Source organism: Mesohalobacter halotolerans, from assembly GCF_006120725.1.
Taxonomy (GTDB): domain Bacteria; phylum Bacteroidota; class Bacteroidia; order Flavobacteriales; family Flavobacteriaceae; genus Psychroflexus; species Psychroflexus halotolerans.
This window is the reverse complement of record NZ_SWMU01000002.1, coordinates 89,669-115,524: the sequence shown is the minus strand read 5'-3', so window position 1 is coordinate 115,524 and position 25,856 is coordinate 89,669. Positions and strand designations below refer to the sequence as shown.

Genomic DNA, 25,856 nt, shown 5'->3' with positions numbered 1-25,856 from the left:
AAACAAAACGACCAAAAAAGTCAATATGCCAGAGAGAAACACTTTAATTTCTCAAACTGCTATGGCTGACAAATAATCTTGGTTTACTTCAAAAATTCATTTTTGTGATGACTACCAGTCTATGAGGGTTTTCCCATGTTTTAACAGATAAGTATTGGCTTCACTAAAGTGTTTATGGCCAAACCAGTATCCGCGATTTGCGCTTAACGGTGAAGGATGCCCAGATGTTAATACCAAGTGTTTTTGTTTATCAATCAAAGTCGACTTGCGTTTAGCAAAACCACCCCATAACATAAATACCAGGTTTTCTCTATGCTCTGATAAAGCCGTTATTACGGCATTCGTAAAGGTTTCCCAACCTTTGCCTTGATGACTTCCCGCCTCATGGGCACGTACAGTTAATGTCGCATTGAGCAATAAAACACCTTGTTTTGCCCATGAAGATAGATCACCGCTTTGCGGTATTGGTTTTCCCGTATCTTGATGCAAAGCCTTAAAAATATTTTCTAAAGAAGGTGGTTTTGGAATACCGTCTTGAACAGAAAAGCAAAGTCCGTGAGCTTGACCATGACCGTGATAAGGATCTTGTCCTATAATAACCGCTTTAACTTTAGGAAAAGGGCTTAATTCAAAGGCTTTAAATATATCGCTTCCTTTAGGATAACATCTATATTGTTGATATTCATCTTTTACAAAATCGACTAAATCTAAAAAATAGGGTTTTTTAAATTCATCTTTTAAGATATTTTTCCAATGGGTTTGAATATTAACCTTCATGTTTATGTGTATTTTTGTAAAATTAATAAGCAATTGTTACATATGTCGCGTATATCTTCAAAAACCTTGTCTGATCTAGAATTTAAAGAAGTATGCCTTCATATAAAGGAGTATTGCGTGACTACTTTAGGGCAAGACAAAGCTTTAAAAATCAAGCCCTTTAATTCTCGTCATAAAGCCATTACAGAATTAAAGCAAGTTGGTGAATACAAATCTTCTGATTTGGAAGATAAACCAATCCCTAGACACGGTTTTGATGATATATCTTCAGACCTCAAAAGATTGTCTATAGAAGGAAGTATTTTGGAAGAAATCTCATTTGTAAAATTTAAAGATATTTCTGAAACGGCCAATGAGCTCATAAAGTTCTTTAGGCAAAACAACCACCTCTACCCCAACTTGCACAATAAGTTTTCTAAATTATATTTTACTCCAGACATTATAATATCAATTGAAAACATTATAAACAAATTTGGTGAAGTCAAAGATGATGCCAGTGAAAACCTAGCCGTGATACGTCAAGAAATCCAGGTAACAAGGAGCAGAATAGGATCAAGTTTTAGTAAAGCCCTGGGGCAATATCAATCTATGGGTTATCTCGCCGACATCAAAGAAAGTCTTACGGAAAATATTCGCACGCTCGCTGTAAAAGCCATGTACAGAAGAAAAGTTAAAGGCAAAGTCCTTGGGCAATCTAAAACGGGAAGTATAGTTTATATTCAGCCTGATTCAACTGATACGCATACCAGAAATCTCTTGAATTTATTGGCAGATGAAACTCAAGAAAAAAATAAAATTTTACAACAACTTACAGAAGATATCAGGCCTTATTACAAATTGCTTGTAAACTATACCAAAACGCTTAGCGATTTAGATTTAATTTATGCTAAAAAACGCTATGCAGATGAAATTAATGGTATTTTACCAGAAATTACAGCTGATAAAAGGTTCACTTTAAAAAATGCATACCATCCTTTATTATTAGCTACAAACCGTAAAATAGGTGAAAAAACTTACCCTCAGGATATTAGTCTCAATAAAGACCAACAAATTATTGTTATTTCTGGCCCAAATGCAGGAGGAAAAAGTATTACACTTAAAACAGTAGGGCTTTTACAACTCATGCTACAAAGTGGTATTCTAATTCCTGTACACGAGTACAGCCAAGTTTGTTTTTTTGACAATATTCTGACTGATATTGGAGATAACCAAAGCATTGAAAATCATCTGAGCACCTATAGCTACCGCTTAAAAAATATGCGCAATTTTCTCAAAAAATGTGATGACCAAACACTTTTCCTTATTGATGAGTTTGGTACTGGTACTGACCCCGAGCTTGGTGGAGCTCTAGCCGAAACTTTTTTGGAGGTTTTTTATGAAAAAGGAGCTTTTGGTATTATCACAACACATTATGCGAACCTAAAAAAAATGGCGACAGAAACAAAAGGCATTAGCAATGCCAATATGATGTTTGACAGCAATAATTTAAAACCAATTTTTAAGCTTAAAACAGGAGAAGCTGGAAGTTCATTTACTTTTGAAGTGGCGCAAAAAAACGGAATCCCTTTCAGTTTGATTAATCGCTCTAAGAAAAAAGTAGAACGTGGAAAACTAAGGTTTGATAAGAGTATAGCAAAACTTCAACAAGAAAGACGAAATCTTACCAAAACTAAAAAAGAACTGTCTACAAAGACTACTCAAGCCGATCAAGAACAAAAACGTTTAGATACAATAAATGAAAAACTACAAAAAAAACTTGAAAGCTTTCAAACCCTCTACGATAGTAACCAAAAGTTAATCTCACTGGGACAAAAGCTTAATAATATGGGCGAACGTTACTTCAATCACAAAAACAAAAAGAAATTAATCGCCGAATTTTTAAGTGTTATTGAAAAAGAAAATACAAAACGTACAAAACTTAATAAAAAAGAGCGTGTAAAGCAAAAGAGACAAAAAGCTAAAACAGAAAAAGAAATGCACAACCGTATTGACAAGATACGAGAGAAGAAAAAGAAAGCGGCAAAAGAGGAAGCCAAAAGACCACCTAAGCCCAAACCTAAGCTTCACGAAGGAGATAGCGTAAGACTTCAGGATGGCAAAGCGGTTGGGACAATAGATCGTTTTGAAAAACAGAAAGCTATCGTCAACTATGGTGCATTTACAACCTCTGTACAACCAGAAATGTTAGAATTAGTAAAATCTGCAAAATGAGAACAGAATCTGAACTTCCTAAAGGAAAACATATTCTACTGTTTGATGGTGTATGTAATTTTTGCAATGACTCTGTGCGTTTTATAATGAAGCGAGACAAAAAAGACCTTTACAGATACGCTTCATTACAATCTGAATTAGGACAAAAGCTCACTCAAGAACGCGATATTAATACAGATGAAGTCGATTCTATTATACTCATCCAACCGGGAGAGGCCTATTACATAAAATCTGACGCTGCATTAGAGATTGCCAAAAACATGTCTGGCTTGTATCCTGTTTTATCTATTTTTTTATTTTTACCTCGTGGCTTGAGAGACTTTTTTTATGACCTCATCGCCAAAAACCGCTATAAATGGTTTGGTAAAAAAGAAGCCTGCCCTATGCCATCGCCAGAAGAACAGAGTAAATTTTTAGAGGTTTAAGTTAGTTTAAAAAGCCAAAATTGAAGATTAAATTCAAACCACATATCAAAACACTGTTTATTGATGACAACGCAAAAACTTTAAAATACTTTTGGGTAGTTTTTATTATTTTGCAATTGATAAACGCGATATTTCAGCTCTTTAATTATTGGGGACAATTATACAATCCTTTATTATATATATTTATATTCATATTTGTATTTTTTATAGCCGCACTATTATATTACCTATTTTACGATAGTAGTTTAAAAGTTTTAAAGCATGATGAAATATCTTATTATAAAGAAAAAAGTATTATAGGTATGAAATATCTTATTATAAAGAAAAAAGTATTATAGGTATGAAATTTCGTTATATAATACTCAAAAATGCTAAAGTGAGACTTTTGAATTTCAAAAAAAATTCTGATGAAATAAAAGTCTTAAAGCAATATTTTAATGAACATAAATTGACAGTAAAACCCTAAGAAAACCTTTATAGCAGAAGCCGTTCAATTTAGCTTTAGTATTTTTGAAAAAAAATTAGTTAATGAAGCGTGTTGTAGTAGGTTTAAGTGGAGGTGTAGACTCTAGTGTTGCAGCTTATCTGTGTCAAAAACAAGGTTATGACGTCATAGGTTTGTTTATGAAAAACTGGCACGACGATTCTGTTACGATAAGTGAAGAATGCCCATGGCTAGACGATAGTAATGATGCTATGATGGTTGCCGAAAAACTTGGTATCCCTTTTCAAACTATAGACTTAAGCGAAGAATACAAGTCTCGCATTGTGGACTACATGTTTAAAGAATATCAAAATGGACGAACACCCAACCCTGATGTATTATGTAATCGTGAAATAAAATTTGATGTGTTTTTAAAAATTGCGGAGTCTCTTGGTGCAGATTATGTCGCTACAGGTCATTATTGTAGAAAAAATATAACTGAAGATAATGGTCAAAAAACTTACCACTTATTATCAGGTTTAGACCAAAACAAAGATCAATCTTATTTTTTGTGTCAAATTAACCAAGAACAGTTGTCAAAAATTTTGTTCCCTGTTGGTGAACTTCAAAAATCTGAGGTAAGGCAAATCGCTGCTGAACAAGGCTTAATCACAGCAGACAAAAGAGACTCTCAAGGCCTGTGCTTTGTAGGTAAGGTAAAATTACCCGAATTTCTACAGCAACAACTTAAACCTAAAACAGGTCAAGTCGTAGAAATTGATGCAAACCATGAAATATACAAGCAAAAGATCTCAAAAGATATTGAAAGTCAATCTCAAAAACACCTATACCAAGCATCATACGGTAAAGTAGTTGGTGAACATCCTGGTGCCCATTTTTTTACCAAAGGCCAACGTAAGGGCTTAAACATTGGTGGTACACCAGAACCTCTTTTTGTAGTCGAAACTGATGTTAAAAACAATATTATCTACGTAGGTCAAGGCAAATCGCATCCTGGCTTATACCGCAATGGTCTTAAGGTCTTGAATCATGAAATTCATTGGTTAAGAGAAGACTTAAAGCTCAATATTGGTGAACAGCAAAATTATCTAGCCCGAATTCGATACCGCCAGCCATTAGAAAATGCAACATTATATCAAAAAGAAAATGCATTGTATGTTATTTTTGAAAATCCACAAACTGCAATCGCAGAAGGACAATTTGTAGCCTGGTACAATAACGACGAACTCATAGGTTCGGGTGTTATAAATTAAATTTAAAATGTATTGATTTGAAAATGTTTGACAACAACACAATCACAAAACTATTTGACATCAAATATCCATTGATTCAAGCTGGAATGATTTGGGCTAGTGGCTGGAAACTTGCTTCTACTGTCAGCAACGCCGGCGGTTTAGGCATTATTGGCGCAGGATCTATGTACCCAGAAGTTTTGGAAGAACACATCAAAAAATGTCAAACAGCTACTGATAAACCCTTTGGGGTAAATGTCCCAATGCTGTATCCTAAAATTGACAAAATCATGCAAATTATTGTTGACAATAAAGTCAAAATTGTATTTACCTCAGCAGGCAACCCAAAAACTTACACGCCTTATTTAAAGTCAAAAGGCATAAAAGTAGTCCATGTAGTGAGTAGTGTAAAATTTGCTTTAAAAGCACAACAAGCTGGTGTTGATGCGGTCGTTGCAGAAGGATTTGAGGCCGGCGGTCATAATGGTCGTGAAGAAACAACGACGTTCACTTTAATTCCTATGGTAAACAAAGCGATTGATATTCCACTCATTGCGGCTGGTGGTGTTGGCAACGGTCAAGCCATGTTAGCTGCCATGATTTTAGGAGCTGATGCCGTGCAAGTCGGAACGCGATTTGTAGCAAGTCACGAAGCCTCTTCACATATCAATTTTAAACATAAAGTCTTGGAAATAAAGGAAGGTGAAACCCAATTAACCCTTAAAGAGTTGGCTCCAGTTCGAATGATAAAGAACAAATTTTATCAGGATATTCAAAGTTTATACCAACAATCGCCCAGCAAAGAAGACCTGAAAAAATTACTTGGACGAGCAAGAGCAAAAAAAGGGATGTTTGAAGGAAATTTAGATGAAGGAGAACTTGAAATTGGTCAAATTTCTGGGCTTATTGATGAATTATTACCAGCTCAAACCATTGTAGAACAGATGATAAAAGAATACGGCGAAGCTAAAGCAAACATCTGTCAAGAATAGTAATTTTAAGTTTATTTCTTTAATAATTCTCTTACTTTGTTTTGCCACCGCTCTTTAGCAACCCGATTTTAAATGTGTTGTGTTTCTTCGTCATATTGATTTTGTATGCTAAGCCGTTTTTTAACAATCTGACGATATATCGTTTTTAAATCTTTTTTAATTGAAGGTTTCAGTTCATAAGTATCAAAAGCTTGTTTTAATTTTCGGGCATGGTACTCAGTAATATCAAAGTGTAATTATTCGTGTTCTAACAAATAATCAGATTTTTCAGAGGGTTTAACCCAGGATTTGGTGGGTTTCATATAAGCATAAACCTTATAATTCAGCACTTGTTTGCCGTTAATAAATTCTGTTTTCCATGAATATTGTATTCCTGTATTAATAGAAGCTGCTTGAGGTGATTGCATTTGAGGTTGGGCTTTAAAGTCTTTCCATTCTATAGTATTTCGTTTTGACCATACGATTTCTTCTTGAGCATAAAGCCTAGAACTTATCATGAAACACCATAAAAATATACAAATCATGGCTATCTTTGTAAAGACATGATACATCAAAGCTTGTTTTCATTTAAAATTTCGATTTCAAAATCTGGTAAATATTGAATGATATATAATGCAGTATTTTGATAAACATCACTCATAAAAGATTTTGAATAAGCAAAACGGTTTTCATTATATTCTGTATATGGATTTAGACCTTTCTCGTTTTTCAAATTACCTTCATAAGCCAATCTTAATAAAATATCATACGTAAGGTCAAACGCTCTTAAAACATATCGGCTAGGTGTATGTCCATACTTCGATTTATACTTTTCAATGATGGTATTTGATTCTAAAATATCATACTTTGATGCACTGATATAGGTAAATCTGAGTTGACATAAGGCTTCATTATTTAAAAATTCTCTGAAGGCTTGATTGCGGTCTGAAGTAAATAATTTAATGTCGTAATTACTCTTTTTACCCGTTTCCTCTTCAATGAAGCTTTTGTTGTATTTATAGGCAGAATTTACAACACTTTCGGTTACGCCTTTATGGGTTGTTTCTAAAATAACCCAATTTTCTTGATCTGGCTTGAGCAAATTTTTGAGTTCTTCAGGTTCAATATAAGTCTTTTCCGGCTGAAAAAATGTTGCTTTGGGAAATGTGTATTTATACTTATCGTAAGCATTTTGTGTTATACTATCAGTAATGAAAATTAAATTTTGATTTTGTCTTGTACTATCGATTAAGGTAATTAAAGTTTCTGTTTTTAAACTCTGATCAGGTATGGTATTAATGATTGTAGTTTGACTATGTTCTGATTTTGTAAAGGGCAAGAAAATAGGAATATTTTTGGCGTTTAATGAACGGCTTAGTTGGTCGACATTTTTATTGAGTACAGGACCAATAATCGCATCTGTATTTTCTAAATTGTAATCAGTCAAAATAGAATCGACCACTCTTGGGTCGCGTTTAGTATCAAATACAACGAGGTCAGTATATATGCTTTTTGATTTAGCTTGATTTATAGCCATTTTAACGCCTTGATACATATCGAGAGAAACATTCAAGTATTGGTCTCTCATTAACACATTCTTTTCACTAATACTATCAATATCAAACCGGTTGAGAGAAAAAGGTAAAAACAGGGCGAGTTTTTTTTCATTAAAATTTTGAATGTAATTTTCCAAATTTACAATCTGGGCTTGATCACTGAGGATTTCAAGTTTTTGTGGAAGTTTGATAATCATACCTGCTTTAAGCCCTTCTCTTCTTACAATAGGATTTAACTTGTAAATAATCTCTTCACTGACTTCAAATTCTTTGGTTAAACTGAAAAGTGTTTGCCGTTTAGGCACCTTGTAGTACTGCAAATCCATGTCTAAATCCTCAATGTCATATTTGGACGCTTCGGTACTGTAAAGTTTTGGAATAACTTTTACGAGTTGTCCACTTTGAACATTGATGATGTTTTGATTTAAACTATCAAAAGTTTGAAGATTCATCCCGTATTTTGAGGCGATATCAGCTTTATTTTCACCTGGCAGAACAATATGCTTAAAAGCAGTGAAATTTGAGTTTTTAATACTTTGGTTAAAGTCAATGTTTTGATATTCCTCTGGCAATTTATATGCCGGGAGTTTTAAAACTTCTCCAGCTTTAAGTTCTCTATCATAAAGTTTTGGGTTAAAGGCTTTGATGTCAGCTATACTCAAATTAAAACTTTTTGAAATGCTATATAAAGTCTCCTGATTCTTTACTCTGTATCGCAAAAATCCAAAGTTTTTGGATTCAGATTTTGGAATAACTATTTTTTGCTGATTGATAGTTTTAGACCTTTTTAAATCTGGGTTATAGCGATACAAAAGATCTAAAGGTATGTTATTGGTTTGGGCTATACTTTGCGGTGTATCATTTGGTTTGGTATTGTATACCACGTAGTTTTGAGCCTGCATCGAAGTGAGGCTAGCTACGAGAATGAATAAAATAACAAAATCTTTAATTTTCATACTTATTCCCATTCTATAGTTGATGGAGGCTTTGAGCTGATATCGTAAACTACACGATTAACGCCTTTGACTTGATTAATAATTTTATTTGATACATTTTGCAAAAATTTATAGGGCAAATCTACCCAATCTGCAGTCATGCCGTCTGTAGATTCAACTGCACGTAAAGCTACAACTTTTTCATAAGTACGTTCATCGCCCATTACACCGACCGAATGTACCGGCAAAAGCATCGCACCAGCTTGCCATACTTTGTCGTACAAGTCCCAATCGCGAAGCGCTTTGATAAAAATATAATCTACCTCTTGTAATATGCTGACTTTTTCTGGTGTTATATCATCTAAAATTCTTATAGCTAAACCTGGTCCGGGAAACGGATGTCTACCCAATAGTAGCGGCGATATACCCAGCTCACTGCCAACGCGTCTTACTTCATCTTTGAATAGCATTTTAAGAGGTTCGACAACTTTGAGTTTCATATATTCAGGTAAACCACCAACATTATGATGAGATTTAATGGTTACTGATGGGCCATTCACAGATACCGATTCAATGACATCCGGATAGATTGTTCCCTGAGCAAGATAGGTGACATCTTTGATTTGGTGAGCTTCGTCATCAAATACTTCAATAAATGCGTTGCCAATACGTTTTCGCTTTTCTTCCGGATCTTTGATATCTTTCAGAGCTGTTAAAAAACGTTCCGCTGCATCTACACCTTTAACGTTAAGGCCCATATCTTTATATTGCTCTAAAACATCTTCAAATTCAAATTTTCTCAGCAATCCATTATTGACGAAAATGCAATATAAATTTTTACCTATGGCTTTATGGAGTAATACTGCTGCCACACTGGAATCTACGCCGCCACTTAGTCCTAAAACCACTTTTTGATTTCCAACAGTTTTTTTAAGATCAGCCACAGTCATGTCGACAAATTTGGCTGGTGTCCAGTCTTGAGGCACTTGAGCTATTTTGACTAAAAAGTTTTCTAATAAAGCTAAACCGTCAGTGGTGTGGTAAACTTCAGGATGGAATTGGATACCGTAAGTCTGTTCATTATCAAATTGAAAAGCAGCCATTTCAACATCTTCGGTTGAAGCTATACGGTGAACATTATCAGGTAAGGATTTAATAGAATCGCTATGAGACATCCAAACTTGAGAACCACTATGTATTCCATCAAATAATGGATTGTCCCTTTTTATATCTTGCAAATGTGCTCTGCCAAATTCTCTTGTATTAGAAGCTTCTACGCTTCCACCCTGCTTTTGAATGAGATGTTGCGCACCATAACATATGCCTAAAAGCGGTAATTTCCCTTTAATTTGACTTAAATCAGGGGTTGGAGCATCTTCATGTCGCACAGAAAAAGGGCTTCCGGAAAGTATGACGGCCTTAAACTCTGATAAATCCTCTGGAATTTTGTTGTAAGGTTTAATTTCGCAGTAAATATTGAGTTCTCTTACACGTCTGGCAATCAACTGTGTGTATTGCGAACCAAAATCTAAAATGAGTATATTTTTTTGCATGGACAAAAGTAAAAATTTGTATTTTAATTTACTCAAAAATCAAAGAAATATATTATCGTAAACGTTACTTGTACAATTTAGTCTGAAAAATTCATTTTTTATCTATCATCATCTGTTATCCTCATAATTTATTAAAAAATAAATAAGACTAAAATAGAATTCTTGAGACTGAAAGTATTATGTCTATATTTAAAGAAAAAAATGTTGAAAACAATCTTTAATGACACAATCAATGAAATTAAATTTGGTTATTTAAAACGTAAACATGCTAACAAATATTGTAGTTTGGCTAGCATTTACCAAAACAAACCTCAGATAAGAACAGTTGTCTTAAGAGATATGACTGAAGGATACCATCTCATTTTTTTTACTGATAAAAGATCGGAAAAAGTAAAACAATATAAGAACAATCGCAACGCTGAAGTTTTATTCTACAATCACAAAAAACTTTTACAAATAAAAGTTGGTGGTCCAATCGAGCTCCTTCAGGATACAGAACGCATTAATTATTACAAACAAAAAGTACAAGGGTCTTCCAAAAAAGATTATACTACTTTAAAAAAACCATCAACACCCATCAAAAACCCAGATCGTGTTGATTACGGTGATGAATTAAATTTTGCAGTACTTGAATTACAAACCGAATATATTGAAAGTCTTCAGCTTAAGCGACCAAATCATATAAGATGTTTGTTTGAGAAAAAAGACAATTGGAAAGGACAGTTTTTAGTGCCTTAAAAACGTGTAGTAAATAAATTATTTTTCCATTCAAAAGATTGCTTCACCACGCTTTGGGCATGGTTCGCAATGACGGTGTTGTTTTCCATTCAAAAGATGCTTTATGAAGCTTTTTGCGGAGTTCGCCATGAAGAGTATTTTATAACCGTCACTGCGAGATTATTAGGACTACCAAGAGCTGGCCTATTAATCGTGACAGTCTTGGTAAATTTGAGTTCGTAGTGTTTATTGAATGCAAATTGAGTTCCAGTTCAAAAGATGGCTTCACCACGCTTTGGGTGTGGTTCACAATGACAGTGTTGTTTTCCATTCAAAAGATGCTTTATGAAGCTTTTTGCAGGGTTCGCCATGACGAGTATTTTATAACCGTCACTGAGAGATTATTAGGACTGCCAAGTGCTGGCCTATTAATCGTGGCAGTCTTGGTAAATTTGAGTTTGTAGTGTTTATTGAATGCAAATTGAGTTCCAATTCAAAAGATGGCTTCACCACGCTTTGGCATTGTTCGCCATAACTGTAATTATCAAATAGCTACATAAACTCTAAGGAATGCGTAAATATTTATGCGTTTGTAAAGAAATTTTCCACTTGGGGTGTTTCATCACGTAATCTACAATAAGTGGCATCATTTTTTCTCGAACACTCCATTCGGGTTGCAAGTATAAAATCGCATTGGTTTCAAGTTTTTCTGCTTGTTGCTCAGCAAACTTAAAGTCGTGTTTATTAAAAATAACGACTTTTAACTCATCAGCTCGTTTATAAATTTCTGGCTGAGGCAATTTTATTTTCTTAGGCGACAAACAAATCCAATCCCAAACGCCTGTCATAGGATAAGCACCGGAAGTTTCTATGTGAATTCTCATCCCTTTCTGCTTTAAAGCAGAGGTTAAAGGATGCATATCCCAAGTTAAAGGCTCACCACCTGTAATGACAATGGTATCTGAATATTGATGAGCCTCCTTTACTATCTTTTCAATAGCTGTGGGTGGATGGGTTTTGGGGTTCCAGCTCTCTTTGACATCACACCAGTGACAGCCCACATCGCAACCTCCTACTCTGATAAAATATGCCGCAGTTCCCGTATGATGACCTTCGCCCTGAATGGTATAAAACGCCTCCATTAAAGGTAAGTATAGACCTTGTTCAACTAACTCTTCTATCGCTTTTGTTTCCATGCGTTGCAAAGGTAAGGAAATTCAATATTCAATTAAGGCATACAAGTCATAATTCAAAAGCTGATTTGGGGTTTAGTTTCACTTTTTTGTCTAATCTCTTAAATTCATCTATTTTTGAAATCTCAAATACACCTATGAAAGCCTCTGTAATCATAAGTACTTATAATTCGCCGGAATGGCTAGAGAAAGTGCTTTGGGGATATTCTGTTCAAACTTTTACAGATTTCGAAATTGTAATAGCAGATGATGGCTCGACGTCTTCTACCAAGGAGATGCTAAAAACAATGTCAAAACACACAAATCTTAAAATAAATCACATCTGGCATAGCGATGAAGGTTTTCAGAAAACAAGAATTCTCAATAAGGCTGTATTGGCAACCAAAACAGATTATATCATTTTTACCGATGGAGATTGTATCCCGAGAAAAGATTTTGTCAAAGCGCATATATCTCATCGCGAAGACAATACTTTTTTATCTGGCGGGCATTTTCCATTAAGCATGAAGATCTCACACTTAATTCGTAAGGATGATGTGTTAGCTCAACGTTGCTTTGATCTTAATTGGCTGAAAGAAAAAGGATTAAAGCCAAGCTTTAAAAACATAAAATTAACCAAAAAACAAGCTTTGTCTGAATTTATGAATGCTATCACTCCAACCAAATCAACCTGGAATGGTGGAAATGCTTCAGCCTGGAAAAAAGATATTTTGGCATTGAACGGGTTTGATGAGCGTATGCAATACGGTGGAGAAGACAGAGAATTTGGGGAACGACTTATCAATTTTGGAATCAATCCTAAACGCGTGAGATATTTTGCTATTATTGTTCATTTAGAACATAAAAGAGGTTATGTTAACGAAGAAGCTTGGAAGAAAAATAACGAGATAAGACAAGAGACAAAAAAAACTCAAAAAACTAAAACTGAGTTCGGACTCAATTTGCACATGAGTCCAAAAAGTCAATAAGTTTTCTTTGTATCATTTCTGGTCTTAATTCAGCATAGAAGTTTTCTACGTTTTTCTTAATGTATTTTACGTCATTCTTGATGTGTAATTTTTTTTGAAAATCACTTAAGTGGACAGAAGTATTGGGATGATTTTTTTCGAAACTGTTCCAACCCTCTTTAAGAATCCATGGTGAAAAAATTGAAAAAGAGGGAATATCCAGAGCTTTTGCAATATTTATAGCACCACCCTCATTACCAATAATAGCAGCACATTGCTTACAGATTGCCATAAAATCGCGTAAACTTTTAATCTGTAAACCATCAATTATATGGTTTTGTGTAGTAGAGTTGCATTGCTGTTTTAAGTGATCAATTTGCGCCTGTTGTGAAGGCATATAGTTTAATATAAGAGCAGCATTTGTATGTTTTACAATACAGTCTAAAATTTTTGCCATATATTCCAAAGGATAATTTTTGGAAGGTATACTTCCTAAAGCGCTTATCATGATACATGGAGAATTCGACAATTTAAATCCTGATAATTTTTCTTTGGCTTGTACTATTTCTGAATTATCAAGATATATTTTAGGTTTGTTGTTAAATAACTTGATATTAGGCATAAGTTGCAACAATCGTATTCGGTTTTCAATAGCAGAACCGGCTTCTGTAGTGGTTATGTTATTTATTTTAACAGTTTGCGTGTAGTAAAATTTACTATATGATTTTCTAAACCCAAAACGATATTTAGCCTTAGAAAATCGACTTATTAATAAACTTTCTAATTTTCCATAAGCATCAAAAACATGGGTGTATTTTGATTTGGAAATTTGCTTTAGAAATTTATAAAATTTGATTTTACTTTGTCGATATTCATCTTCAAATATCACAAATTCATCAATATAAGGATTATTTTCAACTACAGGTAATGTAAATCTATTGATAAGATAATGAACCTCTGCATTTGGAAAATTGCGTTTTAAATTTTCACAAATCACACTACTCGTGAGGACATCACCTATCATTTTTTGCTGGATTACAAGTATCTTCAAATTGCTTTCATTTAAATACTAAATCAAACTTTTCTAAGTAATTCTTCATACAAAAAGTCTTTTCAAGATGTTCTTTAGCTGCTTTTCCAAATGCTTCAGTCTTGTGGGGTTGAGAAGCTAAGTATTCGATAGCTTTTGCAATGGCTTCAGGTGAATTTGGAGGGATAATTAATCCGGTTTTTTGGTGAACAACTAAGTCTCTTGCACCTGGAATATCTGTAACAATAGTAGGCTTACCGCAAGCCATGGCTTCTTTTATGGCTAGTGGAGCAGCATCTCTAGTTGATGGGCAAATACATACATCAGATTTTGGAAGGTAGTGTATAGCATCATGTTTAAAACCTGCAAAATGAATTTGATTTGCGTTGTTTCCTTGCTTTGCTAACTCATAATTAGATTTGTCATAATCTCCAATATGTAAAAGATGAATAGTTTTGTTTTTTAATAGATGTACACCCTTTATCAGTTCAGATAAGCCCTTATGAGGTCTACCTTTAGTTTTGGCAATACAAATAACAACAAAAGCATTTTTTGGTGTTCCGCTTAACTCTTTTGGGTTTAAAATCGCATTTTTTACCCAATCTGTTTTATAGGGTTTTGGGTTGACTATTAAATTCTTTTTAGAAAGGTATTTGTTTAGTTGAGCTTTAATATCTGGGGTTTCACAGATTACGGTGTTTAACTTTGGGTTTAAGATGCCCAGATAATAAGTAGGGTCTGTAGGTCTTATCTTGGCTTGGGTACCTCTGTATGCAATCGTTTTGATTTTTCTAAAAGTACTGGCTATAGTAGCATTTGCTATTCCAGTACTAGTTAAACAGTAGTTGATTTGAATTTGATATTTCTTTATTATCTTATTAATAAGTAGAATGTTTTTTATATTTAATTTCCCTTTCAATGGAAATATTTTAACACCCATACAGCCAATTTCTTCTATTTTTTGGTGTTCATTTTTAGTTGAGTATGTAATATATATATTGTAACCCTTAGATTTTAACGAGCCTAACATATTATATGTTATGATATCTAAATCTGAAGAAATACAAAGCAAATTAATCATGATTGGGTTTTATAATACACAAATGATAATTTAAAGAAAGCTTTATTCATTTATTAAATTACAATTTCAATTCTATTTAAAATTTAAAAACAGACCATAAAATTAAATATCAGTATTTGTTCTAAAACCAGCTAAACTGCAACATCATAAGTTCGCAGTGCATCGTTTAAAGACGTTTTTTTGTTGGTACTTGCTTTTCGTTTTCCAATAATCAAAGCACAAGGCACATTGTATTCTCCTGCTGGAAAGTGTTTCGTATAACTACCAGGAATCACAACTGAACGTGCCGGTACAAGACCTTTCATTTCTTTTGGTTTGTCGCCTGTAACGTCTATAATTTTTGTTGATGCGGTTAAGACCACATTAGCGCCTAAAACGGCTTCTTTTTCTACTCTCACACCTTCTACAACAATACTCCTTGAGCCCAAAAAAGCATTGTCTTCAATAATAACAGGTGCAGCTTGTAAAGGTTCTAAAACGCCACCTATACCAACACCACCGGATAAATGCACATTTTTACCAATTTGTGCACAACTTCCAACAGTGGCCCAGGTGTCTACCATCGTGCCGGCGTCAACATACGCACCGATGTTGACATAACTTGGCATCATAATCACACCACTCGATATATAAGCGCCATGTCTTGCAACTGCATTGGGTACGACTCGGATATCACGTGCTTTGTAATTGGTTTTTAATGGAATTTTGTCATGATATTCAAAAATGCCAGCTTCCAAGGTTTTCATTTTTTGAATAGGGAAATATAAAACCACTGCTTTTTTAACCCATTCATTGACTTGCCAACCTTCTGAAGTGGGTTCAGCGCAACGGAGTTTGCCTTGGTCTAAAAGTTCAATCACTTCTCTTATAGCTTTTATAGTGCTTTCGTCTTTAAGCAATTCTCTATTGTCCCAAGCCTTGGATATAATATCTTGTAGTTGATTCATAAATATTTTTTTGTCAAAGATAAGGTTTTGGTTTTGGAGTTATCAAAACATGTTGTGCTATATTTGTCTTAAAAATAAAATTGAATATGCCTCAAGCTATGGCTTTAGATTTCGGAATAAAACGTACCGGCATTGCTGTGACCGATGATTTAAAGATGATTGCTTCTGGATTGAAAACTGTTGAAACTAAAAATCTAATGTCACTTTTAAAGTCGTATTGTGCACAATTTGAAGTAGATGAATTGGTCATTGGTCAACCCAAACACATCGACGGCCAACTCATGGCTTTAGAAAGAAATATCCTGTGGTTAATTGAAGATATTAAAAAAGAGTTTCCACAATTAAAAATTGTAAGGATTGACGAGAGGTATTCTTCAAAAATGGCTTCTCAGGCTATAGCTCAAAGTAGTTTAAAAAACAAAAAAAAACGAAGTAAAGCTTTGATAGATGAAGTTAGTGCCACACTAATTTTGCAGGATTATTTAAATCAAAGTAACTAGTAAGTCGGTTGTAGCTCTAAGATTTTTAAACTTTTAATTACTTCAATATCATTCTTTTGGTAATAATTTCCTCACCATTAGCATATAACGTATAAAGATACATGCCCGAGCCGTTAAGGTCGGTGGCGTTGATTTTTAATTCGCCGTTGTTGTTCTTCAAGTCGTAAGATTTGAGCATTCTGCTGTTAAGGTCAAATACAAGAATGGAAGCTTTATTTTGGTCTTCCGGCAAGGCATAAGAAATTATGGTGCTTTCTGAAAACGGGTTAGGTCTGTTTTGTTCTAATTTATAGGCGTTTTTGGTAATATTTTCCAACTCACTCGCTGTAAATTTAGAACTGTAAACCACACGTGGCTCAACTTGGCTTTCTAACTCTTTAACCTTAGCGTTGAGTTCTTTCATGGCTGCGGTTAATTCTGAAATTAGGCCGATATAGTTGACGGATTTGTAAGTGTCTGTATCTACTAATTCCTCTTTTTCGTTATAAATAGGATATGTGATGTCTTGAACCAACTCGGGATAGACTTTTTCTACCTCTTGAGCAATTAAGCCGTGTTGAAGACCTTTGGGCAGATTTAAATTATCATTGTCTTTAAATTTATAAGTGTAAGCTTTCAATTTAGACAAATTCTCTAAAACATTTTCACTTTCTTTAAGGTCATCTTTTAACTTGCGGTCAGAGCCTTGGGTTATAGTTCCAGTAACATTAACATTTCCATCAAAGAAACCGGCAAAACTATTAAAACTTGTTGGAGCATCACCAAAAATACCATAAGCAAAACTCCCGAAACCTGATGCACGTGTCACAAGACCTCTTACGGCAACATTATTGGCATTGTTTGTTGATCTCGCAAAAATCCCATTACCTTGATTATTACTTCCTGATGTTGTTACAAATATACCATTATCAAAAGTATCATTAGCAACAGTTAGTCTTGTCGATACTGGTTGAATTATAAATGGTGGACCGAATACTTGAGCTGGTAAAACTAATTTTGCATTATTTGTCATATTTGCTACCAATGTAGAACTGGTGCTTAGAGTATCGTTTGCAAACCTAAATTCCAAACTGCCTGGCTCTTCTCTGTCATCTATCCATTGTATTCTTGGGTTATCATCATTGATGTCTTGATAACCAAAAATAACCCCTCTTCTAGGTAGTTGGAATCGTAAACCAAATACATCTTGTGATCCTGTATTAAGCTCACCAATAGAGAACCAACGGGCATTACTAAAATTAAAATCAGGACCATTGTTAAGTTGTGTTACTAAACCTTGATCAAATCTGAACACCTCGCCTGTAATTATAGTAGATGCTGGTGTAATTGGGTCTGTAATTAATGAAAATGACTGATTTTGTCCAAAACTTAAGGCAGTAGTCATGAATAAAATTGTAAATAAATGAAAAATTTTCATAATAAATAAATTTAAGATTATTTTCACTAAAGTTAGTGCTTTATTTAATTGAAAATCAGAAATATTTTTTTTTTTTTAACTTTTATTTAACTAAATTATTCAAAATTAACATTGTGGTCACATTATTTTTACGATATGAAGTTATATTTTAAAATATTGATATTTTTAGCTTTTACTGATAGCATATATAGCCAAGTACCAACAGACGCACCTCTACAACTTCGTGCACAATTTAATGGTCAATTTGACTACAAAATTATTGGTAATACACTAACGACGGCTGACAATGCTACTACAACGACAGCAACCTGTCCATTTATAGCTTCGAGTAGTGCTAATTTGACATTAAATGCTAATGAAAATATAGTTGCAGCCTATTTATATTGGTTTGGCATAGGCGATGGTACTTTTGATCCAGATGTAGAAGTGAATGGTAATAATTTCATTGCAGACGAGATAAGCATTGTAGATCCAGTACAAAACAATTTTACATTTTTCTATTCAGCATTTAAGGAGATTTCAAATATAGTGCAAGGAACTGGTAGCGGTAATTATGTCTTTTCAGGATTAAACCTTAATCCTATAATAGGTAGTTACTGCTCCAATTCTTCAGAAAACAGTGGCTGGGCTATTTTAGTAATTTATAAAGATAATACATTACCAATCCAACAAGTAAATGTATATGATGGTTTAAATTCTGTCTTTGGCTTTGAAGATAATTCATCCTCTACTATAAACTTAAGTAATTTAAACATAATTGACACTCAAAATTCTCGCATGGGTTATTTGGCATGGGAAGGCTCAACCATCCAAGTTTTTAATGAAAGTGTCTCATTTAACGGAAATCTTTTAAGTACACCGTTTTTAAACCCTGCTGATAACCCTTTTAATGGTACAAACACTTATACTGGTGCCACAGATTTATGGAATATGGATTTAGATGTATTTGATATATCAAATTTTTTAAATATTGGAGATACTCAAGCAACGCTTACCTTTACATCTGCTCCCAGAAGGTTTATACAAAACGTAGTCACCGTTACCCGCTCAGTATTACCAGATGCAACGATTCAATTTGTTGAAATTACCAATCAAGATGCTTGTGATGATCGAGATATTTCCATTACTCTTAATATTAACAATTTTGACTCCAGCGATGTGCTTCAAGCAAATACACCGTTTTCAATTTTTGTACTAAGTGAGAATAATAATGAAATATTCTTAGATACTTTTTTTACACAAAACAATATACCTATCGATGGTTCAGAAACTCAAACAGTGGATGTCACTATTCCTGATAACATTCCAAACATCAGCACGTTAATATTAAAAGCCAATACAATTCAAGACGGCACAAATCCTGTCAATGAAAGTAATGTGCTTAATAATAGAATTGAAGTTGAGCTTTTTATTCCTCAAACACCTGTTTTAATCAACCCACCAACTCCTCTCTCCACCTGCGGCAACCTCTCAACAAACGATCCCATAGACCTGACTCAAAACAGCCTTAACAGTTTAGGCTTTGCAAATCCCGAAGATTTTAATATCCAATATTTTACATCAGACAGCGATGCTCAAAGTGGTGTTAATCCAATTCCCAATCCGGAAAGTTTTGTGTTAACCAGCAATCCGCAGGATATTTTTATCCGCATTGAAAATTCGGCTGCTCCAGCCTGTTTTACTGTTGAGAGCTTTGAAGCCAGTTATCAATACACGCCGGACATCCAACAAACCATCAACCTAAACCAATGTCAGGAAAATAATGAGATAGTTCTTTTTGATTTAACGACCAATGACGCTTCAGCTATCGGCGTTGACGACCCAAGCAATACCAATATCTCTTACCACGAAACGCTTGCCGCTGCACAAAATAACACGAGTGCTATCCCAAATCCAACAGCTTATCCGCCACCTAACAATAGTCAAACCATTTTTATTCGGGCTGAAAATGCAACTAATCCTGGATGCTTTTCAACGGCCTCTTTTGACATCAACACCTTTCCGGTGGCTATCAACAACATTAATGATTTGAATATTCAAGCTTGTATTTTTCCTGGAGAATCTGCTGTGTTTGATTTGACTGAAAATTCTGCTTTAGCTCTTGGTAACCAAGACTCCTCTGCTATTCAAATCTCATATTATTTGTCGGAAACCGAGGCTATCAATGAACAAAATCCGATTCCCAATCCTACAACCTATGAAAACCTAAGCAATCCACAACCCATTTGGATAAGATTGGAAAATATCAATTCGCCGGTGAATTGTTTTTTAACAGCGGAATTTTCCATTTCTGTAGCCAACGCTGCTCAGGTGAATTTTTCACCTGATTCGCTACAAGTCTGCGATACCGATAACGATGGGTTTGCTGCATTTGATTTAAGCCAAAGTATTGATGAAATTTCTTTAAACAATCCAGATATCAGTGTAAGTTTTCATTTAACAGCAGACGAAGCTGAAAATAACACTAACCCCATTTCATCGCCTTTTACAAATACTGTTGCCAACGATCAAACTGTATTTTTCCGCACCGAAGAAACGGGCAATGGCTGTAGTTTTACGGGGACTTTAGAGATAGAGGTTTTAGCAAATCCCGAGTTGGATTCTAGTCAACCTGTTTTGTCGGCTTGTGCTGTTGGTGGTAATACGGCTAGCTTTGATTTGACCGATATCAACGCCAGTATTATTTTAAATAACGATAGTTCAACTTTTGAGGTGGCTTATTTTTTGTCTGAAAATGAAGCTTTAACCAATACCAACCCCATTCAAAATCCCGCTAATTTTGTCAACACTAGCAACCCACAACCTCTTTGGATTAGAGTAAGCGACAGCGACAATTGTGTGTCTGTCGCAAGTTTTGAGTTAGACGTCTTGACAGGTGCGGTAATAGACGATGTAGCAATTGACGATGTAATTTTGTGCAGTGAAACACCCGAACAATTATTAGCTAACGTCGATTTAACCCAATTTGATGACAGCATCAATCCTAATCCAGCTGCTGAAACTTTGGTGGTGTATTATGAAGGTTTAGGGAATTTTAATGCAGGGATTTCTATTGACAATCCACAAAGTTTTGAAGTCAATACCACAGAAACCCAAATCATCGCCGAAGTGGTGAATCTTGAAACGCTGTGTGTGTCGCCCGAGCAGGTGAGTTTTGATATTTTGGTCAATCCCTTACCTGATTTTGCATTGCCTGAATCTGCACAGATTTGCATTGATTTGCAAACAGATGAAGTTATAGAAAATGGATTTTCACCACCAATACTTGATACGGGTTTATCAGAAACCAATTTTAGTTTTGAATGGTCGCTTAATGGCGAGGTTTTAGACAACACCACCTCAAGTTTTGAAACTACAAATTCTGGAATTTATGAAGTCAATGTGACCAATCTTGAAACAGGTTGTGCTTTTTCTCAAAGTATTAACGTTGAAGAAGTCAATCCGCCATTGTTTAATGTCGATATTTTGAGTCCGGCGTTTTCATCGGGGAATACTGCGGTAGAAGTCAACAACATTCAAGGTCAAGGCGAGGTGGAATTTCAATTGGATAACGGCAATTGGGTCAGTTTAGAAGTTGGGCAAAGCAGTTTGATTTTTGAAAACCTCTCTGGCGGTAATCATGTCATTCGAGGAAGAGATGCTTTGGGCTGTGGCGTGACAGAAATTGCTTTTAGTATTTTAAGTTTCCCACCATTTTTCACACCCAATCAAGACGGCTTTAACGATTTTTGGAACATTCGCAGTTTGCGAAATCAACCTGATGCAAAGATTTATATTTTTGACCGTTATGGTAAACTTCTTCGTCAACTCAGTCCTTTAGAAGCTGGTTGGGATGGCATCTACCAAGGTCGCCAGATGCCGGCGCAGGATTATTGGTTTCGGGTCGAATTTACCGATCCACAAAGTGGCGAACCAGCTGTTTTTGTTGAGCATTTTACGTTGAAGCGTTAGGGAAGGTGCTGACATTTATCGGCAGTGCTGAAACGCTCGTATGAATATTAACTTAGTCATCAGTGCAGAAAGAAAAATATTGACGCTTCCTATTATCAATAAAATTTAATCAGTGATTTCATATATATTTAATTGTAATAATCAACATCTCTCGCTTACGCATTGTAGTCATTATTCTATCAGATTGCTTAACTTTGCAAAACTCTATTAAACGTATTATAATGATTTTACCAATTGTTGCCTATGGTGATCCGGTTTTAAAACGCAAAGCTAAAGACATTCCTAAAGATTATCCAGATTTACAACAACTTATAGATAACATGTTCGAAACCATGTATAACGCACATGGCGTCGGTTTGGCGGCTCCTCAAATTGGGAAATCTATACGCCTGTTTATTGTCGATGCGTCGCCTTTTGCAGAAGACGACAATATCTCTAAGGAAGAAAAAAAAGAACTCAAAATAGCCAAAGAAGTCTTCATCAATCCTACTATAAAAAATGAACAAGGCGATGAATGGGATTTTAACGAAGGCTGTTTGAGTATTCCTGAAGTTCGAGAAGACGTGTTTAGACAACCCAAAATAGAGATTGAATATTACGATCGCGATTTTAATTTAAAACACAAAACACTTGATGGTCTCTATGCTAGAGTTGTTCAGCACGAATACGACCATATTGAAGGGGTTTTATTTACCGACAAACTTTCAGGGCTAAAAAAGCGCTTAATTAAAGGGAAGCTTAAAAAAATTTCAGAAGGAAAAATTGATGTGGAATATCGTATGCGCTTTCCAAAACTAAAAAAAAACAGATAACCCCTTGATTAATCAACCTATCATCGCATATTTGCGAGCTAAAAAAGTAAACTATGGAATTTGATAAAATTCTTTCTGTCTCTGGAAAGCCTGGATTATACGAACTCAAAACCCAAACCCGAGCTGGCGTATTAGCTCAATCGCTTATTGATGGAAGAAAAATTCAAGTTAACTTGAGAAACAACATCAGTATTTTATCAGAAATATCCATTTATACTTATGCTGATGAAGTGCCCTTAAATGAAGTGTTTTCCAAGATATACCAAAAAACAGACGGTCAAAAAAGCATAGACCATAAAAGCTCAAAAAAAGAACTCGAAAGCTATTTTAGAGAAATCTTACCAGAATATGACGAAGACCGCGTCTATCAAAGCGATATCAAGAAAGTGATTCAATGGTATAATATTTTAATTGACAATGATTATACTGACTTTCAAGATGAAGAAAAATCTGACGAAGAAGAGTAAATGGGCAGACGCAATAGACATAAAACGTTTGAAAACCTTCAAGTTATAGATACTGGCCACAAAGGTAAATCTGTGGCTAAAACCGATGAAGGTCAGGTAGTATTTGTAGATAATGCCATTCCAGGTGACGTTGTTCACGCCAAATCTTACAAAAAAAGACGCCGTTATTTTCAAGCTAAACCTGTAGAGTTTGTCAAGTTCTCAAAACATCGAACCAATCCGGTTTGCGAACACTTCGGGACATGTGGTGGTTGCAAGTGGCAAAACATGAAATACGAGCAACAACTCTTTTACAAACAAAAATCAGTTGAAGACAATTTAAAACGCATTGGTCATCTTGAATTACCCGAAATTTCAAATATTTTACCAAGTGAGGACATTTATTTTTACCGCAACAAGATGGAATTTTCATTTAGTAATAACCGTTGGTTAACTCAGGATGAAATTGAAAGCGGTCAAAATATTAAACAAAAAAACGCTTTGGGGTTTCATATACCCGGCATGTGGGATAAAATTTTAGATCTTAACACCTGTCATCTTCAACAAGACCCAAGCAATGCAATAAGAAACGAAGTCAAACAATTTGCCATTGATCATGATTTAAGCTTTTTTGACGTTAAGCAACAATCGGGTTTACTCAGGACATTAATGATTCGCACAACGTCTACAGGAGAAATAATGGTGTTGATTCAATTTTATGACGACCAACCTAAGTCAAGAAAAATGATACTTGAGCACCTCAAGCAAAAATTTCCTGAAATTACAGCTTTGCTTTATGTCATTAACCAAAAACCCAACGATACCATTTATGACCAAGATGTGATATGTTTTTACGGTCAAGATTTCATTACTGAAGTCATGGAGGAATTGAAGTTTAAAATTGATGCCAAATCTTTTTACCAAACCAACTCCAAACAAGCCTACGAACTATATAAAATCACAAGAGAATTTGCTCAACTTCAAGGCAAGGAAGTGGTTTACGATTTATACACCGGCACAGGAACCATTGCCCAATTTATTGCTAAAAATGTAAACAAAGTCATCGGTATAGAAGCTGTTCCTGAAGCTATAGAAAAAGCAAAAGAAAATACCAAAGCCAATCAAATTGACAACTGTGAGTTTGTGGCGGGTGATATGAGGAAAGTATTTACAAAAGCCTTTGTAAATGAACACGGCCAACCGGATTTGATAATTACCGATCCACCAAGAGAAGGGATGCATAAAGATGTGGTAAAGGTTTTATTAGATTTAAAACCTAAGCGTATAGTTTATGTAAGTTGCAATTCAGCAACTCAAGCGAGAGACTTAGAGATTTTGAGTGAAAATTATAAAATAACACAGGTCAAACCCGTTGATATGTTTCCACAAACGCATCATGTAGAAAACGTGGTTGCCTTAGAGATACAATCATGATAAAAAAAATTAAAACATTTTTCTTATTAATAATAACTGTCTTATTACTATCTATATCTTGTGAACGCGATGATATTTGCCCAGCTTCGACGCCTACTACACCGTTTTTAATTATTGAGTTTTTTGATGTCGCTGAGGAAGGAGAAAACAAAAATGTAAGAGGTTTAAGTTACATCGCTGAAAATTCAAACGATACGATAGCTGTTGGTACAACAGATTCTATTGCAATACCTTTAAATACAAACCGAAATACAACCAAATATCAATTTATTAGGAATGCCAACAATCCTAATATTAGAAACGCAGATACCATAGAATTTATTTATGAAGTCAATGAAGTTTATGTCAATAGAGCTTGTGGTTTTAAAGCTGTTTATAAAGATTTAAGTGCCATTAGATCTATAGAAACTCCCGCTTCTAATAATTGGATACGAAGTGTTTCAATAGAAAAACTCAATGTAGAAAATGAACAAAACACGCACGTTAATATCGATCATTAGCCTTTGTTTATTTTCGATAATAAATCAAAGTTTTGCTCAAAATGATAGCCTTGTCTACAACGAAAGGTATGGTGCATCTTTTGGTATAGATTTGTTTAAAATAACGAGAACAGCTTTAGATGATAATTATACAGGTTTTGAAATCAATGCCGATTATCGATTTACAGACGAGATATACCTTGCAGGAGAAATGGGCAATGATCAATTTACATTTGATGAGAGTAATCTTGTGGTAAACTCAGATGGAAGTTATATCAAGCTGGGTGCAAATTATAATTTCTATAAAAACTGGATTGGGATGCAAAATCAAATCTATGCTGGCTTTAGAGTTGGGCTTTCCTCCTATTCTCAATCCCTCAAAGAGTTTAATTTTTTTACATCAGATAATACCTTTGAACCAGAAACACAAGTGGTAAATCGCGAATTTAACAATTTATCAGCCTTATGGACTGAATTTCACTTTGGTTTTGAGGTTGAATTGATCAAAAATGTTTTCGCCGGTGCACACGTACAACTTAAATTTTTGGTTAGCGAAACTGATTTACAAAACTTTGATAATATTTTCATCCCCGGATTTAATATTACTAACGATTTTAGCTTAATTGGCGCAGGCTGGGGTTATTCTCTCAGTTACTTGATTCCGTTTAAAAATAAACGCAAAACCCAATCCGTTAGACCTGAGTAATAGATATTTTAGGTGTCACTCTAAACTCGTTTCAGAATAAATCCCAACTTGTCACTCTGAACTCACTTCAGAGTACATCCCAACCTGTCAC

The 25,856-nt window shown here is 34.6% G+C and carries 22 protein-coding genes; 13 read left to right on the top strand and 9 right to left on the bottom strand.

The genetic code is table 11. The features are described 5' to 3' along the window. Positions 1-111 precede the first annotated feature (111 nt). Positions 112-777, bottom strand: a complete 666-nt coding sequence (gene ung / locus FCN74_RS05075) for a uracil-DNA glycosylase (protein WP_138931520.1) — start codon at positions 775-777, stop codon at positions 112-114. 42 nt (positions 778-819) lie between these two features. Between ung and FCN74_RS05070 the strand changes: the two genes are divergently transcribed. The 4 genes from FCN74_RS05070 to FCN74_RS05055 all read left to right on the top strand — a co-directional run bounded on the left by FCN74_RS05070 (position 820) and on the right by FCN74_RS05055 (position 6,082). Further along, positions 820-2,988: an endonuclease MutS2 gene (locus tag FCN74_RS05070; RefSeq protein WP_138931519.1), complete on the top strand. Its 2,169-nt coding sequence runs from the start codon at positions 820-822 to the stop codon at positions 2,986-2,988. Next, positions 2,985-3,413, top strand: a complete 429-nt coding sequence (locus FCN74_RS05065) for a thiol-disulfide oxidoreductase DCC family protein (RefSeq protein WP_138931518.1) — start codon at positions 2,985-2,987, stop codon at positions 3,411-3,413. Before FCN74_RS05070 ends, FCN74_RS05065 begins: the two co-directional genes overlap by 4 nt. Before the next feature lie 528 nt (positions 3,414-3,941). Then, positions 3,942-5,111 carry a tRNA 2-thiouridine(34) synthase MnmA gene (mnmA, locus tag FCN74_RS05060; protein ID WP_138931517.1) on the top strand — a complete coding sequence of 390 codons (1,170 nt, stop codon included), beginning with the start codon at positions 3,942-3,944 and terminating at the stop codon, positions 5,109-5,111. A gap of 23 nt (positions 5,112-5,134) precedes the next feature. Then, positions 5,135-6,082: an NAD(P)H-dependent flavin oxidoreductase gene (locus tag FCN74_RS05055; RefSeq protein WP_138931516.1), complete on the top strand. Its 948-nt coding sequence runs from the start codon at positions 5,135-5,137 to the stop codon at positions 6,080-6,082. Between the two features lie 236 nt (positions 6,083-6,318). Here the strand turns inward: FCN74_RS05055 and FCN74_RS05050 are convergent, their stop codons facing one another. From FCN74_RS05050 to guaA, 3 genes are read right to left on the bottom strand one after another with little or no spacing between them, the layout of a single operon-like run. After that, positions 6,319-6,633: a hypothetical protein gene (locus FCN74_RS05050; RefSeq protein WP_171047110.1), complete on the bottom strand. Its 315-nt coding sequence runs from the start codon at positions 6,631-6,633 to the stop codon at positions 6,319-6,321. Next, positions 6,633-8,573, bottom strand: coding sequence for a PBP1 and LysM peptidoglycan-binding domain-containing protein (locus FCN74_RS05045; RefSeq protein ID WP_171047109.1), 1,941 nt, complete (start codon positions 8,571-8,573; stop codon positions 6,633-6,635). The genes FCN74_RS05050 and FCN74_RS05045 overlap by 1 nt, the downstream gene beginning before the upstream one ends. Before the next feature lie 2 nt (positions 8,574-8,575). Further along, on the bottom strand, positions 8,576-10,105 hold the full coding sequence (gene guaA / locus FCN74_RS05040; RefSeq protein ID WP_138931513.1) for a glutamine-hydrolyzing GMP synthase: 1,530 nt from the start codon (positions 10,103-10,105) through the stop codon (positions 8,576-8,578). Positions 10,106-10,306: 201 nt separating this feature from the next. Between guaA and FCN74_RS05035 the strand changes: the two genes are divergently transcribed. Next, positions 10,307-10,843 (top strand): pyridoxamine 5'-phosphate oxidase family protein, encoded by a 537-nt coding sequence (locus FCN74_RS05035; RefSeq protein WP_138931512.1) that lies wholly within the window; start codon positions 10,307-10,309, stop codon positions 10,841-10,843. 542 nt (positions 10,844-11,385) lie between these two features. Here the strand turns inward: FCN74_RS05035 and FCN74_RS05030 are convergent. Further along, on the bottom strand, positions 11,386-12,018 hold the full coding sequence (locus tag FCN74_RS05030; protein ID WP_138931511.1) for a 7-carboxy-7-deazaguanine synthase QueE: 633 nt from the start codon (positions 12,016-12,018) through the stop codon (positions 11,386-11,388). Positions 12,019-12,152: 134 nt separating this feature from the next. Between FCN74_RS05030 and FCN74_RS05025 the strand changes: the two genes are divergently transcribed. Continuing rightward, positions 12,153-12,983 carry a glycosyltransferase family 2 protein gene (locus FCN74_RS05025; RefSeq protein ID WP_138931510.1) on the top strand — a complete coding sequence of 277 codons (831 nt, stop codon included), beginning with the start codon at positions 12,153-12,155 and terminating at the stop codon, positions 12,981-12,983. On the opposite strand, the gene FCN74_RS05020 is transcribed toward FCN74_RS05025, so the two are convergent. The 3 genes from FCN74_RS05020 to FCN74_RS05010 all read right to left on the bottom strand — a co-directional run bounded on the left by FCN74_RS05020 (position 12,952) and on the right by FCN74_RS05010 (position 16,020). Then, positions 12,952-14,013 (bottom strand): glycosyltransferase family 9 protein, encoded by a 1,062-nt coding sequence (locus FCN74_RS05020; protein ID WP_138931509.1) that lies wholly within the window; start codon positions 14,011-14,013, stop codon positions 12,952-12,954. The two genes, FCN74_RS05025 and FCN74_RS05020, sit on opposite strands and share 32 nt — an antisense overlap. Before the next feature lie 7 nt (positions 14,014-14,020). Then, a complete protein-coding gene (locus tag FCN74_RS05015) occupies positions 14,021-15,073 on the bottom strand; it encodes a glycosyltransferase (RefSeq protein WP_138931508.1) in 1,053 nt (350 codons plus the stop codon). Positions 15,074-15,204: 131 nt separating this feature from the next. After that, a complete protein-coding gene (locus FCN74_RS05010; RefSeq protein WP_138931507.1) occupies positions 15,205-16,020 on the bottom strand; it encodes a 2,3,4,5-tetrahydropyridine-2,6-dicarboxylate N-succinyltransferase in 816 nt (271 codons plus the stop codon). 98 nt (positions 16,021-16,118) lie between these two features. On the opposite strand from FCN74_RS05010, the gene ruvX reads away from it, so the two are divergent. Beyond that, positions 16,119-16,520, top strand: coding sequence for a Holliday junction resolvase RuvX (gene ruvX / locus FCN74_RS05005; protein ID WP_246062561.1), 402 nt, complete (start codon positions 16,119-16,121; stop codon positions 16,518-16,520). Positions 16,521-16,557: 37 nt separating this feature from the next. Here the strand turns inward: ruvX and FCN74_RS05000 are convergent, their stop codons facing one another. Beyond that, the gene (locus FCN74_RS05000) at positions 16,558-17,937 is read right to left on the bottom strand and encodes a tail fiber domain-containing protein (protein ID WP_138931505.1); all 1,380 of its coding nucleotides are present in this window, start codon (positions 17,935-17,937) and stop codon (positions 16,558-16,560) included. A 135-nt stretch (positions 17,938-18,072) separates the two neighbouring features. Here FCN74_RS05000 and FCN74_RS04995 point away from each other — a divergent pair, with 135 nt between their 5' ends. The 6 genes from FCN74_RS04995 (at position 18,073) to FCN74_RS04970 (ending at position 25,765) form a co-directional block, all read left to right on the top strand. Beyond that, positions 18,073-21,888 (top strand): T9SS type B sorting domain-containing protein, encoded by a 3,816-nt coding sequence (locus tag FCN74_RS04995; RefSeq protein ID WP_138931504.1) that lies wholly within the window; start codon positions 18,073-18,075, stop codon positions 21,886-21,888. Positions 21,889-22,109: 221 nt separating this feature from the next. Then, a complete protein-coding gene (gene def, locus FCN74_RS04990) occupies positions 22,110-22,700 on the top strand; it encodes a peptide deformylase (RefSeq protein WP_138931503.1) in 591 nt (196 codons plus the stop codon). Between the two features lie 53 nt (positions 22,701-22,753). Next, on the top strand, positions 22,754-23,167 hold the full coding sequence (locus FCN74_RS04985) for a DUF5606 family protein (RefSeq protein ID WP_138931502.1): 414 nt from the start codon (positions 22,754-22,756) through the stop codon (positions 23,165-23,167). After that, complete coding sequence (gene rlmD / locus FCN74_RS04980) at positions 23,168-24,580, top strand: 23S rRNA (uracil(1939)-C(5))-methyltransferase RlmD (RefSeq protein WP_138931501.1); 1,413 nt, start codon at positions 23,168-23,170, stop codon at positions 24,578-24,580. It abuts the gene before it with no gap. After that, a complete protein-coding gene (locus FCN74_RS04975) occupies positions 24,577-25,080 on the top strand; it encodes a DUF6452 family protein (protein WP_138931500.1) in 504 nt (167 codons plus the stop codon). The genes rlmD and FCN74_RS04975 overlap by 4 nt, the downstream gene beginning before the upstream one ends. After that, entirely contained in the window at positions 25,046-25,765 is a 720-nt protein-coding gene (locus tag FCN74_RS04970; protein WP_138931499.1) for a DUF6048 family protein, read from the top strand. Before FCN74_RS04975 ends, FCN74_RS04970 begins: the two co-directional genes overlap by 35 nt. The last annotated feature ends 91 nt before the right edge of the window (positions 25,766-25,856 follow it).

Excerpts from the sequence above, each read along its gene's own strand:
- ung (WP_138931520.1), bottom strand. The coding sequence starts at position 777 with ATGAAGGTTAATATTCAAACCCATTGGAAAAATATCTTAAAAGATGAA.
- FCN74_RS05070 (WP_138931519.1), top strand. The coding sequence starts at position 820 with ATGTCGCGTATATCTTCAAAAACCTTGTCTGATCTAGAATTTAAAGAA.
- FCN74_RS05065 (WP_138931518.1), top strand. The coding sequence starts at position 2,985 with ATGAGAACAGAATCTGAACTTCCTAAAGGAAAACATATTCTACTGTTT.
- mnmA (WP_138931517.1), top strand. The coding sequence starts at position 3,942 with ATGAAGCGTGTTGTAGTAGGTTTAAGTGGAGGTGTAGACTCTAGTGTT.
- FCN74_RS05055 (WP_138931516.1), top strand. The coding sequence starts at position 5,135 with ATGTTTGACAACAACACAATCACAAAACTATTTGACATCAAATATCCA.
- FCN74_RS05050 (WP_171047110.1), bottom strand. The coding sequence starts at position 6,633 with ATGTATCATGTCTTTACAAAGATAGCCATGATTTGTATATTTTTATGG.
- FCN74_RS05045 (WP_171047109.1), bottom strand. The coding sequence starts at position 8,573 with ATGAAAATTAAAGATTTTGTTATTTTATTCATTCTCGTAGCTAGCCTC.
- guaA (WP_138931513.1), bottom strand. The coding sequence starts at position 10,105 with ATGCAAAAAAATATACTCATTTTAGATTTTGGTTCGCAATACACACAG.
- FCN74_RS05035 (WP_138931512.1), top strand. The coding sequence starts at position 10,307 with ATGTTGAAAACAATCTTTAATGACACAATCAATGAAATTAAATTTGGT.
- FCN74_RS05030 (WP_138931511.1), bottom strand. The coding sequence starts at position 12,018 with ATGGAAACAAAAGCGATAGAAGAGTTAGTTGAACAAGGTCTATACTTA.
- FCN74_RS05025 (WP_138931510.1), top strand. The coding sequence starts at position 12,153 with ATGAAAGCCTCTGTAATCATAAGTACTTATAATTCGCCGGAATGGCTA.
- FCN74_RS05015 (WP_138931508.1), bottom strand. The coding sequence starts at position 15,073 with ATGATTAATTTGCTTTGTATTTCTTCAGATTTAGATATCATAACATAT.
- FCN74_RS05010 (WP_138931507.1), bottom strand. The coding sequence starts at position 16,020 with ATGAATCAACTACAAGATATTATATCCAAGGCTTGGGACAATAGAGAA.
- ruvX (WP_246062561.1), top strand. The coding sequence starts at position 16,119 with ATGGCTTTAGATTTCGGAATAAAACGTACCGGCATTGCTGTGACCGAT.
- FCN74_RS05000 (WP_138931505.1), bottom strand. The coding sequence starts at position 17,937 with ATGAAAATTTTTCATTTATTTACAATTTTATTCATGACTACTGCCTTA.
- FCN74_RS04995 (WP_138931504.1), top strand. The coding sequence starts at position 18,073 with ATGAAGTTATATTTTAAAATATTGATATTTTTAGCTTTTACTGATAGC.
- def (WP_138931503.1), top strand. The coding sequence starts at position 22,110 with ATGATTTTACCAATTGTTGCCTATGGTGATCCGGTTTTAAAACGCAAA.
- FCN74_RS04985 (WP_138931502.1), top strand. The coding sequence starts at position 22,754 with ATGGAATTTGATAAAATTCTTTCTGTCTCTGGAAAGCCTGGATTATAC.
- rlmD (WP_138931501.1), top strand. The coding sequence starts at position 23,168 with ATGGGCAGACGCAATAGACATAAAACGTTTGAAAACCTTCAAGTTATA.
- FCN74_RS04975 (WP_138931500.1), top strand. The coding sequence starts at position 24,577 with ATGATAAAAAAAATTAAAACATTTTTCTTATTAATAATAACTGTCTTA.
- FCN74_RS04970 (WP_138931499.1), top strand. The coding sequence starts at position 25,046 with ATGAACAAAACACGCACGTTAATATCGATCATTAGCCTTTGTTTATTT.